The organism is Mucilaginibacter sp. 22184 (assembly GCF_052045695.1).
GTDB lineage: Bacteria > Bacteroidota > Bacteroidia > Sphingobacteriales > Sphingobacteriaceae > Mucilaginibacter.
The window spans coordinates 949,681-962,209 of record NZ_JBQEPI010000001.1; the positions used below are offsets into that span (position 1 = coordinate 949,681).

A 12,529-nucleotide genomic window follows, 5' to 3' on the forward strand; every position below is an offset into this window, starting at 1 on the left:
TGAGTTATGGCTGTTATATATTAACGGCCATACTTACTTTTTGTAAGGTGCTTACAATTAGGTGTTGTTGAGCCGGAATAAACTTAGGCTGTTAAATTTGTTCTGATAAAATAACAGCTATTATGAGGGTATTATTCGTAGGTGCGCAAGGTACTGTGGGAAAAAGGATCATGGAGCAGATAAGCCCCGGTCATGAGATTATTACCGCCGGTAGAAACAGTGGTGACATCAGGGTTGATATTACTTCAGGGCAGGCTATCGAAGCAATGTTTAAAAAAGTAAGTTCAGTTGATGCATTGATATGTACCGCGGCATCGGGGGCTATGGACGATTTTGACACACTCACTGCCGACGCGCTTTATGATAATATGAGGGGCAAGTTTTTTGGCCAGGCCCAGTTGGTTTTAACCGGACAGCACTATTTAAATGACAATGGTTCATTTACCCTTACATCCGGCATATTTGCCGATGAACCCGCCAAGGGTGTAACCGGTGGTGGTGTGGTGAGCGGTGCGTTGCACAGTTTTGTGCTTTCGGCTGCTTTAGAGCTGAAAAGAGGCTTGCGGGTAAACGTGGTGAGCCCCGGCATGGTGGAAGATTCCGCAAAAGATTACGGTCATCTTTTTCCCGGATTACGGGCTATACCTATGACCGAAATCACCGATGCCTATCTGCAATGCCTTAACACCAATATTACCGGGAAGATACTTCGTGTTTATTAAAACAACTCCACCAAACGCTCCAAAGCCATTCCCCGCGAACCCTTGATCAGAACGGTGGAATTTTTTATGGGATGAGCTTTCAGCCCCGCAATGGCTTCTTCGGCCGTTAAATAAAAAGTGGCTGCCTGGTTTTGACTTTTGACTTTTGACTTTTGACTTTCAAAATCCTTGCCGATAAATATCCGTTCATTAACGGGTACATCCAGCGCTTTTTGAAGGATGGTGAGGTGCTCGGCAGGCGATTCATCACCCAGTTCAAACATATCACCCAGGATCAATACCTTGGGTTTCGCGCTAATCTTGTCCATATTTTCAATAGCTACGGCCATGCTGCTCGGGTTGGCATTATAATAATCGCAAATAAGGGTATTGGTAGCCGTTTGCACAATTTGCGAACGGTTGTTTTTGGGCTGATAACCCTCGATACCCGCGTTTATTTCCTGTGCACTTAGTTTAAAATAAGTACCGATGCTAATGGCTGCCAATATATTGTTGAGGTTATAAGCCCCGGTAAGCTGGGTTTTCACAGTATAGGTTTGGCCAGTTGTATTATTGGTCCACTGAATGGTAAGTAGTGGCGCGTTCTTGATGATCTCACCACTGATCAGGTTATCAATATCTTGTATGCCGTAATAAACTACATGATGTAAATGCCGTGCAGCGGCCATTTCCATTAACACCGTATCATCGCTATTAATAAAAGCAATGCGGCTTGCTCCCCCTTCAGGGAGTTGGGTGGCTAAGAAATCATACAATTCCCCTTTGCCCTTTTTTACACCTTCCACGCCGCCAAAACCCTCCAAATGCGCTTTACCCACGTTGGTGATCAGGCCGTGTGATGGCTGCGAGATGCTGCAAAGTAATTCGATTTCCTTTTGATGATTGGCACCCATTTCAATTACGGCCGCCTCATGCGTGGAATCAATGGTTAATACAGTAAGCGGTACACCGATGTGGTTATTGAGGTTGCCTTGTGTGGCCTGGGTTTTAAAATGCCGGGATAATACCGCGTTGATAAGTTCCTTGGTAGTGGTTTTGCCATTGGTGCCGGTGAGCCCCACAACAGGTATCCGTATTTGCCGGCGATGATGACGGGCCAGATCCTGCAGAGCGGTTAACGCATCTTCAACCAGTAAATAGCGGTTGCCCAGCTGATACTCCTGGTTATCGATAATGGCATAAGCAGCCCCGGCTTCTATAGCTTGCTGTGCGAAGGTATTGGCATCAAACTTGTCGCCTTTAAGCGCAAAAAACAGGCTTCCCGGTGTAATTTTTCTGGTATCGGTACTTATTGTGGGATGCTGGAGGTATATCTTGTAAAGTTGTTCAGTAGTAGTCATATTTTAGTATCAAGTAGCTGATTCTGGTATCAAGTAGTTAGTATCAAGTATCAAGACTTTTTCTTAAATGCCGATACTTTTCTATTGATGTATTAAAACGCCTTAAAATTATGCATTTTCTGTCTTGATACCTGATACTAGTTGCTTGCTACTAAATTATGCATTTTTTTGTCTTGATACTTGATACTAACTACTTGATACTAATTAGCTAATTTTTATTCATCCAGCTTATCACGGCTTTGATTTCGCCGTAGGTGTAGGCATCGCCCAATACTTCTTTGAGTGGGGCCAGGCGTTCGGCACCGTAGTTTTCTACGGCTTCTATGATTATAGTCAGCTTGTTTTCGGCAACGAGCTCTTTAACATCCAGATCACCGGTTTGTACAAAATGGCTCAAATGGCTTTCGATAGTTACCAGCGAAAGACCTCGTGCCGTGGCTATCTCCGAGGTATTTTTACCCTGGCGGTACAGGTTAAATGTTTCGGTTCGGGTATCTGTTCCGGTGCGCGGAGCGCGGGAAAGACGCTCTGTTTTGGTTTTGCGCTCCCGTTTGGGCGATTTATAGGCGATCTTTGATTCCAGACCTTTGGCCTTGCAATAATCTTTTACCGGTTGTAAAAGTTCACGACCGTAACGGGCCAGTTTAATATCGCCAAAGCCGGATGTCAATCTCAATTCATCTAAACTCTGGGGCAGATAGGTGGCCATTTCCAGCAGGGTAGCATCAGAAACAATGATGTATGGCGGCACATTTTCCAGTTGGGCAATATCCCGACGGACGCTTTTCAACAAATTCAGCAATTCGGCTTCATGCGGTGGAGCGGCTTCGGTATGGTGCTCTTCGGTGGTTTGTGTTTCAATAAATTCAACTTTTTGCAGGCCTTTAAGCACCAGCGAGCTCTGGCCGGTTAATTTCAATACCGGGTAGCCATCATCGGTTACCTGTAAATATTCCAGGGTGATTAGCTCCCTGATGTAACGTTGCCAATCCACTTTACTGATATCGGCGCCAATGCCGTAGGTCTTAAGTTGTTTATGTTCTTCGCGGATCTTTTCATTTTTGGATCCCCGTAAAAAATCGATTACATAGTTAATCCCAAACCGTTCATTGAGCCGCGATACTGCCGACAGTGCTTTTTGAGCGATCAGGGTTCCATCAAAACGCTTAAACTCCGTCAAACAAACATCGCAGGAGCCACAATCCGGTGGAAATGCCTCGTCGAAATAATTCATGAGATATTGCCTGCGACAGGTTTGCAGCTGGCAGTACCGAACCATATCGTTCAGCTTGTTGAGCATAATGCGGCTCTGCTCTTCGTTGCCTTCAATCCGCGCAAAGTGCTGCAGCTTACCCGCATCACCCGGCGAATAAAGCAGCAAGGCTTCCGACGCTAAACCATCGCGACCGGCGCGACCGGTTTCCTGGTAATAACCCTCGATATTCTTCGGCAGATCCATATGCACCACGTAGCGCACATTTGATTTATTGATACCCATACCAAAAGCGATGGTGGCTACAATGATCTTGACATCATCACGCAAAAAAGCTTCCTGGTTTTTGGCTTTAATTTCATTGTTAAGGCCCGCGTGGTAGGCTTCGGCGGCAAAGCCCTCATCTTTGAGGTCGGCTGCCAGATCCTCGGTTGATTTACGCGAAAGACAATAGATAATGCCCGATTCGTCCGGGCGCTCGTTTAAAAAAGCGATGAGCTGTTTAAAACTGTTCTTTTTAGGGATAACCCGGTAAGTGATATTGGCCCGGTTAAATGAGGATACAAATACTTTAGGTTGATGCAGGTTCAGCTTTTCGAGGATGTCCTTTTGCGTCAGCTTATCGGCTGTGGCTGTTAGGGCGATAACCGGCACATTCGGGAACTCATTTTTGAGTTGGGCCAGCATCAGGTATTCGGGCCTGAAATCGTGACCCCATTGCGATATGCAATGCGCCTCGTCAATAGCTATTTGTACAACGTTGAGTGTTTTTAAAAATGGCACCAGTTTGTTTTCAGCGCCAAACAAACGCTCGGGTGCCAGATATAATAGTTTTACCTGGCTGTTTCTTAGCCGCTCCACCAACTGGCGCTGCTCCTCGGGTGTTTGGGCCGAGTTCAAAAACGCTGCCGGGATGCCGCTTACATTCAAACTGTCCACCTGATCTTTCATCAAGGCTATCAACGGCGATATCACGATGGTAAGCCCATTGAGCAATACCGCGGGCAACTGATAACACAGCGACTTGCCACCACCAGTAGGCATCAGCGCCATTACATCCTGCTTGTTTAACACATGCTGAATAATGGCCTCCTGTTGGTGCCGGAATTTGCTGTAACCGAAATATTTTTGAAGGGCCTCCTGAGGTGTCATGTCAGTTTAGATGTGCGGATGTGCAGATATGCAAATGTGCAAATTTTGGATGATGCTTGAATCAACGTTAACAGTTTTTTCATCTGCACATCTGAAATTTGCACATCCGCATATCTTTTTCATCCGCACATTTGAATATCTGCACATTCGCACATCAATTAAATTCTGCATATTAGCGTATAACTTAACTGTATCTTTACTATGCTAAAAAAGCTACTCCTTATTTTAATAGCTGTTGCTTCCGCATCGGCTGCTTTTGCACAAAAAATACAATCGCCCGATGAATTCCTGGGATATAAACTGGGCGACCAGTTTACACCGCATTACCGCATTGTGGAGTACTTTAAATATATTGCCCAGGCATCAAAAAATGTAAAGCTGCAGCAGTTTGGCAGTACCAATGAAGGTCGCCCGCTGCTGGCCATGTTCATCGCTTCGGACGAGAATATTAGTCGCCTGGAAGAGATACGGCACAACAACCTGCGTTTGGCTGGTATGGAGGGCGGTACCACCATTGCCAACGCGCCCATCATTACCTGGCTGAGCTATAACGTACACGGCAACGAACCGGCATCAAGCGAGGCCGCCATGTGGACCTTGTTTGATATGGTTGACCCTGCAAATACGACCACAAAAGCCTGGCTCAAAAACTCGGTCGTGGTTATCGACCCCTGTTTGAACCCCGACGGGCGCGACCGTTATGTACATTTCTATAATTCGGTGCGAGGCGCTGTTCCCGATGCCAGCCCCACAGCCCGTGAGCACGTAGAGCCGTGGCCCGGCGGACGCATCAACCATTATTATTTTGACCTGAACCGCGACTGGGCCTGGCAGGCACAAAAAGAAACGCAGGCACGTGTAAGCCTGTTTAACCAATGGCTGCCCGAAGTTCATGTTGATTATCATGAACAGGGATATAACGCGCCTTATTATTTTGCCCCCGCTGCCGAGCCATATCATAAAGATATCACCAAATGGCAGCGCGATTTCCAGGTGACCATCGGTAAAAACAACGCCAAATACTTTGATCAGAATGGCTGGATGTATTTTACCAAGCAGGAGTTCGATCTGCTTTATCCATCTTATGGCGATACTTATCCTTTATATAATGGCTCCATCGGCATGACCTATGAGCAGGGTGGTATCAGTGCCGGGCTGGCCGTGCTTACCCGTAGTGGCGATACGCTTACCTTTGCCGAGCGGATAGCGCATCACCATACCACAGGTTTAAGCACAGTTGAAATAGCATCGGCCAACGCCCCGAAACTGCTGGAGGAGTTTAAGAAATTTTATGATAATAACCGTACCAATCCTCCGGGCGAGTATAAAACCTATGTGATCAAAAACGATAATAACAATAACATCAATACCCTGGCCAAAATGCTGGGTCGTAATGGTATCCAGTATGGTTTTGGCTTAGGCAATAAAACCGTTATCGGGTACGATTATTTTACCGGCAAAACCGAGCAATATAAAGTAGGGCCCAATGATATGGTGATCAACGCGCATCAGCCCAAAGCGGTGCTGCTGCATGTGTTGCTAGAACCCAAAACCTTTATTGCCGACTCCAATACTTATGATATTACGGGCTGGGCGCTCCCTTATGCTTATGGCTTAAAAACCTATGGCGTAAAAGAGTCGTTAAAACCGGCCAGTACAATTTCGGGCATTGTTGAGCCGCAGCCGCTGATTAATACCCATGCCTATGCTTATGTGGCCAACTGGCAATCGCTTAATGATGTGCGGTTTTTGGCCGCTTTGCTCAAAAAGAATATTAAGGTGCGCTACTCCGAAAAACCGTTTGAAGCCGCCGGTAAAAAATTCATGGCTGGCTCATTGCTCATCACCAGGGCCAGTAACGATAGGGGCGATTTTGATCAGGTAGTTACCCAAACGGCAGCTGCATTAAATGAAGGATTAACGCCTTTGGCTTCGGGCTTTGTGGATAAAGGATCAGACCTGGGCTCGGATGCCGTAAGGTATATCCGCCAGCCCCGCGTAATGCTCATATCTGGCGAGGGCGTAAACGCCGAAGCCATGGGCGAGGTATGGCATTTGTTTGAACAGCAATTGGGTTATCCTATTACGTTGGTAAACTATCAGAGTCTTGGTCGTACCCGGCTTGCCGATTTTGATGTGGCTATTTTTCCGGATGGTAATTATGATGATTTTCCGTCAGAGAAACTGCAGGGCTGGATCCGTGATGGCGGCAGATTAATAGCCCTGGATAACGCGGTAGCGCAACTGGCTGATAAAAAAGGTTTCGCCCTGAAAAAGAAAGAAGAGAAGAAGGACGAAAAAGCCGAGGCCAAAGAAAAAGAGAATATTAAAATATATGGCGACCGAGATCGTGATGCCATCCGCTCCATGATCCCAGGCGCTATATTTAAGCTCACGCTGGATAATACACACCCGCTTGGTTTCGGTTTACCCAACTATTATTACTCGCTAAAACTAAATGACGATATTTATGACTATTTAAGCAGCGAAGATGGCTGGAACGTAGGTACGGTGAAAAAGAACAGCTACGTATCGGGTTTTGTGGGTGCACAGTCCAAACAAAAAATCAATAATGGCTTGTTGCTGGGTGTGCAATCACAGGGTCGCGGCTCGGTGATCTATATGGTTGATGATCCGTTGTTCCGCAGTTTCTGGGAAAACGGCAAACTGCTGTTCAGCAACGCGGTGTTTATGGTGGGACAGTAAAAGATGTGCAGATGTGCGGATATATAGATGTGCAGATGATGAAATGATATAACCATTGTGAAGTAAATAAAAAGACCTTCCTGAATTACAGGAAGGTCTTTTTATTTATGTGGTTTTCATCTGCACATTCACACATCTGCACATCTTCTCTTAATTCGCTCCCTTCACCCTGCCTTTTTCATCGTCGGCGCCGCTACGGTGTTCGCGGGATTTGATTTTGTTGTTACCAAAGTTGTAGGTAAAGGTTAGGCGGCCAACACGTGAATCGTTAATTTGACGGATATCAAAATCGTTACCCAGGGTATGACTGCTTACGTTATTACGACGGATAAAGAATATATCATCAAGCGCCAGTTTTATATTCGCTTTTTTGTTGGCGAATGAGTGGCTTACACCGGCATCAACACCATAGCGTGGTTTTATTTTGTAGATACCATAGGTAAGCGGTGATTGGTAATCGCCCCTGATCTCAAATTTGTAGCTGCCGAATGTTAATGTTTGTGTGGCTTTGATCTGCACGGTTACTTGCCCGTCGCTTAGCTTGCCGGTTCCAACTGAGTCTGATTTAAAGCCCAGGTAAAAGCTGTTTACGTCGACATTACCGCTCCACCATTTGGTAATGGTATATGGCGCATTGATGTTAAGGCTGTATGAGTTTTGAGTTTGCAGGTTCAGATTGGTTTGGAATGATTTCTGGCCTTCGGTTAATATGATCTCGGTGATCACATCGGTAGTGCGGCTATAACCTAAACTTACATTGATGCTTTTATTATAGGTATAGTTAAACTCAAAGTTATTGGTGTATTGTGGTTTCAGGAAGGCATTGCCTTTTGAAAAAGTGTACGGATCAAGGTAATATACAAATGGGTTCAGATCGTCATAACCCGGGCGGTCGATACGGCGGCTGTAAGAAAAACTGATCTCGTTTTTATCATTCAGCGTATGGTTGATAAACGCGCTTGGGAAAATATTAAAGTAACTGCGATCAACCGGGGTGCTGCCCAACAGGTTACCATTTGATTGGGTGTACTCACCACGCAGGCCTAATTGTATGGATGTTTTTTTGAACTGTTTGTTCAGGTTAAGATAGCCGGCAGTTATTTTCTCGGTGTAAATAAAGCGGTTGGTACGGGTGGTGTCGTTCACGTAGTTATTACCGTTAAATATCTGGGCCTGTAGGTTGTTATCTGTTTTAACACTGCTGAATTTTGCGCCTGTTTCCAGCTTTACGGTTTTAGAAAGCGGTTTGGTATAATCAACCTTGGCTGTATATATAGTAATGTTTGATGGGGTTTGGTTACGCAGCAATTGGGGTGCGTGGGGTGTGCTGCCATCGGGCAGGAAATAGTTAGTATTATATTGAGCTATAGAATTGTTTTTAAATTTAGAGTAATCCAGGTCAACGCTTAATTCCTGGCCGCTGGTATCAATCTTGAACCTGTCGTTCAGGTTGGCAGCAAAGTTTTTGTATGATTGATCGATGGTTGATACGGTCGTTAAAGAGGAGTCGACCCGGTTAGGTGCCGCGCCAATTTTAGTACTGCCGTTGTTATTGTCCAATTCGGAGTTTGAATAACCGCTTACCACAAAACCAATAGTGTTTTTAGAAGTTACATCATAATCGGCGCCTATGCGGTAGTTATTATAATGATAAACGTGCGGCATAGTGGTGAGCTGGTTAAAATAAGTAGGTTTGCCTGTGCTGTCGCGGGTAATACGGTCGATATAGATATCGCGGGTGTTTTTGTTATCGCCACGGCTAAAAGTTCCAAACACATTCAGGTTTCCCTCTTTATGATTTAAGTTTAAACTGGTATTATCTCTCCAGTATTTACCACGGGCGGTACCCACAGTAATGCTACCATTTGTGCCTGATTGGCTGTTTTTCTTAAGTTTGATATTGATGATACCTGAGTTACCGGCAGCATCATATTTGGCTGATGGGTTGGTAATGATCTCGATGGATTTGATAGTATTACCATCTGTTGAACGTAATAAGGTAGCCAGTTGTGCGGCGCTCAGGTAAGTCAATTTATCATTGATCATCACGGTTACGCCTTGTTTGCCTTTCAGGCTGATGTTATCGTCTTTATCAACAGTAACACCTGGCGCTTTCTCCAATATCTCCAATGCGGTATTGCCTGCTGCCAGTACGCTGTTTTCCACATTCATTACGGTGCGGTCAATCTTGCGTTCGATGAGTGGTTTGCTGGCGGTAATGGTTACACCTTTCAATTCGGTACTGCCTACACGCATGCTCAACGCTGGCGCGGTAACGGTTGCGGCACTCTCCGGAACGGTGAAAGGCGTAGTTACCGCTTTTTGATAACCCACTACAGAAGCCTTAACCAGGTATTTGCCTGAGCGGATGTTATCAAAGGTATAAACACCGTTATCATTACTCAATGCGCCTTTAACAACGGTTGAGTCGGTGGCCCTGATGAGGCTTACGGTGGCGTAATCCATGGGTTTACCCTGTTCATTCAATAATGAACCGGATACTCTGGCACCGCCTGATTTGCCACCCTGGGCAAAAGAGGTACTCCAGCTGATAGCTACAAGCAGGAGGGTGCAAAATATGTTGTTTGTAAGAGTTTTCATGTTTTTGGTGTTAAAATGTTCAGGCAATAGCGAGCCATCAAAGAATATGCTTCTTTTTAAATTTGATGAATAAGTTTTTGGTCGATCCGGCTGTTAACCGGCAATGGTTTTAGTATATTATTTTATATAGGCGATTTTTTTCATTGTGTTTGTTTTTTATAGTTCAAATGTGCAAACAGATCCGGTTTTTGAGTAATGCTTTTAGGCGAAAATATCTAAACTTCCGGTAAACACCCCAAAAACGCCGATGAACATTTACAACCCTTTTACTTTATATTTCCCAACCCGGCTAAATCCCGGCTTGGTGTGGATTTTACATTAAGATGCTAAAAAGAGGAATAAGGTTACAGCGGGTTTAAACTTTTTAATACCGGGAAGGCATTTTTAACCAGGCGGGCAATAAACAGAATCCCATGTGTTGGATTTTTAAGCGGTGTGTTTTTTGCCGATATCAATTGCCCGGATTTTAACGGAAGTGATGTTTGGGTGCTTAGCTGAAAACAAAAGGGAACAATAAGCCCGCTAAATAATAGCAGGCTTATGTATTTTATCAGAGCTCTCATTATATAATGATAGGTTTAGGTTGAGTTGTTATTCGTCTTGATTTTTTGCGGTATCGGGCACCAAGTGATTTTTGATACTGTCGGCTTTTGCGGCTGCTGCTCTTGCCGCCGTATCTATTTTACATTGCAAACCATCATTGGCCATAATGTACACAGCGCCGGCCGGGTTCTTTGGTGTATTATCCTGTCCGCAATTGTATAAATTAAGATCAAGGTTACGGTCAAGTTTGCCATCAATGATTAGTTTGGCGTTCAGTGGAACTTTGAGGGTCATGTGCAGCTCCTGTCCGCGCCACATGGCACGGCCAAGTCTTTCCAGGTGGCGGTCAAACTTCAATACCGAGTCTTTTTGTACAAAGCGATAGCTGATGTTGCGGGCATTGGTAAGCGCATCTTCATCATTACGCCCCCTTGCCATAAACGACTGAACAAGGATTGGCTGAGGCACGTCACTTTTTTCAATATCAATACGAACACGATCCGGACTGTCAAAATCATTACTATTATAATCGTCGTCAAGAATAACCATGCCATTAAACCTTTCTTTAATGCGCAGGCGGGTACTATCCTCGTTGGTTAAATACTTGGCATCGTTCAACTGTAAATAATAGGTGTTGTTGGGCGTTGCCTTGATGTTAATGGTTTTGCTCAGCTTAGCGCCTTCCCTAAAATCGGCCGAGGCCTTCGCTCCGTAATATACAACCGCGCCAAGCGATGCAAGCCATACACACAGTAAGGTAGTACCAATAGAGCGGTTGAAGGAGGCATTTTTGAATAAAAAACCGATGGTTACTAATATCAGGGTTAATAAAGGTATAGCCAAAAGCAAGAAACCTCCGGTAAGAAATACCAGATTGGTATCTTCATTAACAATATTGAACGGGAATATATGGAATATATCTGTTTTGCCAAAAGCGATAAAGCCGATGAACACCACAATAAGGGCAATAGCAAGCCCAAAACTGACTAATAGAATAGCTACTGCAATCAGTTTGCCCAGGAAACTACCGGTGCCTCTTATAAATGTACCAAAGTGGTCAAAAAAATCACCCAGAAAATCACGCACTTTATAAACAAAGGGGCGTGCCTCCTGGCGAAAATTAGAAAGGTTCTCTTTTACCAGGCTCATTTCGTCTTCAAAGTTCTTTTTAAAGCCTTTCAGATCCTGTTTTTCGCCTTTCATGGCCATACGGTCGGCCCGGGTTGTAGCTTTGGGTACTACTATCCATAATATAACGTATAATATAAGTCCGCTACCCGCGAAAATTAGTGAAAGGGCAAAGGCCAATCTGATCCAAACAGCCGGAATGTCAAAATAATTGGCAATACCGGCGGCTACTCCACTAACCAGGTGGTCGTCGGGGTCGCGGAAAAGGCGGCGGCGTTCTGTATTATAACTATAAGAAGCATTACCGGTAGGTTTGGCGTCATCTTCGGCCGATTCAAAATCTTCCACCGAACCCATTTGCTCAATAACGAGTTTAACATCAGCTTCTACAATTACCTGTTTGTTTTGGTTTGCTAATAGCTCGTTAAACATTTCGGCTATGCGGTTTTCGATGTCGGTGGTTATTTCCAGGCTGTCGGCCGACGTGGAAAAGTGACGTTTTACGTCGGTCATATAAGCTTTGAGTACCTCATAAGCATCCTCTTCTATATGAAATACGATGCCATTTATATTTATGATGATAGTTTTATTCATGATCTGTGATTTTTTTATAGGTTTTTATTTTCTGTCGCCAATGGCGGTTTGCACGGCATAAACCAGTTCCTGCCAGGTTTTATCCAGCTGTTCCAATACGTTTTTTCCTTCTTCCGATAGTACATAATACTTTCGTGGCGGGCCCGAAACAGACTCGACCCAGTTGTAAGTGAGCAGACCATTATTTTTTAACCGCGTAAGTAAAGGATACAGAGTACCCTCAACTACAAGTAGTTGGGCTTTTTTAAGTTCAGCAATAATGTCTGACGCATATATTTCGCCCCGGGATATGATGGAAAGAATGCAATACTCCAGTATGCCTTTCCTCATTTGGGTTTGTGTGTTTTCTACGATCATAATACAAAGATATATGTTTTAAATTGTATTATGCAATACATAGTACTGTAATTATTATTATTGTAGGTAAAAATTGAGTTTTTTAAAAAAAAGTCATGCATTTATCAGAATTAACTTGACTTTTTGATAATGTAACATTACTTTTATGATTAATTAACTATTAACTGATCTTA

Annotated in this window: 8 protein-coding genes; 2 read left to right on the forward strand and 6 right to left on the reverse strand. The window is 44.3% G+C overall.

Annotated elements, in window-relative coordinates:
- The first annotated feature begins 122 nt into the window (after positions 1–122).
- Positions 123–722, forward strand: a complete 600-nt coding sequence (locus ACTJKG_RS04100; RefSeq protein ID WP_172334116.1) for a short chain dehydrogenase — start codon at positions 123–125, stop codon at positions 720–722.
- On the opposite strand, the gene ACTJKG_RS04105 is transcribed toward ACTJKG_RS04100, so the two are convergent.
- Together ACTJKG_RS04105 and recQ are read right to left on the reverse strand one after the other, a co-directional pair.
- Positions 719–2,062, reverse strand: a complete 1,344-nt coding sequence (locus ACTJKG_RS04105; protein WP_440738433.1) for a UDP-N-acetylmuramoyl-tripeptide--D-alanyl-D-alanine ligase — start codon at positions 2,060–2,062, stop codon at positions 719–721. The two genes, ACTJKG_RS04100 and ACTJKG_RS04105, sit on opposite strands and share 4 nt — an antisense overlap.
- A 208-nt stretch (positions 2,063–2,270) precedes the next feature.
- Positions 2,271–4,427, reverse strand: coding sequence for a DNA helicase RecQ (gene recQ / locus ACTJKG_RS04110; protein ID WP_440738434.1), 2,157 nt, complete (start codon positions 4,425–4,427; stop codon positions 2,271–2,273).
- A gap of 201 nt (positions 4,428–4,628) precedes the next feature.
- Between recQ and ACTJKG_RS04115 the strand changes: the two genes are divergently transcribed.
- Positions 4,629–7,133: a M14 metallopeptidase family protein gene (locus ACTJKG_RS04115; RefSeq protein ID WP_440738435.1), complete on the forward strand. Its 2,505-nt coding sequence runs from the start codon at positions 4,629–4,631 to the stop codon at positions 7,131–7,133.
- Positions 7,134–7,283: 150 nt separating this feature from the next.
- On the opposite strand, the gene ACTJKG_RS04120 is transcribed toward ACTJKG_RS04115, so the two are convergent.
- The 4 genes from ACTJKG_RS04120 to ACTJKG_RS04135 form a co-directional block, all read right to left on the reverse strand.
- Positions 7,284–9,734: an outer membrane beta-barrel family protein gene (locus ACTJKG_RS04120; RefSeq protein WP_172334112.1), complete on the reverse strand. Its 2,451-nt coding sequence runs from the start codon at positions 9,732–9,734 to the stop codon at positions 7,284–7,286.
- Positions 9,735–10,078: 344 nt separating this feature from the next.
- On the reverse strand, positions 10,079–10,297 hold the full coding sequence (locus tag ACTJKG_RS04125) for a hypothetical protein (RefSeq protein ID WP_172334111.1): 219 nt from the start codon (positions 10,295–10,297) through the stop codon (positions 10,079–10,081).
- Between the two features lie 28 nt (positions 10,298–10,325).
- On the reverse strand, positions 10,326–11,999 hold the full coding sequence (locus tag ACTJKG_RS04130) for a PspC domain-containing protein (protein ID WP_172334110.1): 1,674 nt from the start codon (positions 11,997–11,999) through the stop codon (positions 10,326–10,328).
- Positions 12,000–12,023: 24 nt separating this feature from the next.
- Complete coding sequence (locus tag ACTJKG_RS04135) at positions 12,024–12,356, reverse strand: PadR family transcriptional regulator (protein ID WP_172334109.1); 333 nt, start codon at positions 12,354–12,356, stop codon at positions 12,024–12,026.
- Positions 12,357–12,529: the final 173 nt, after the last annotated feature.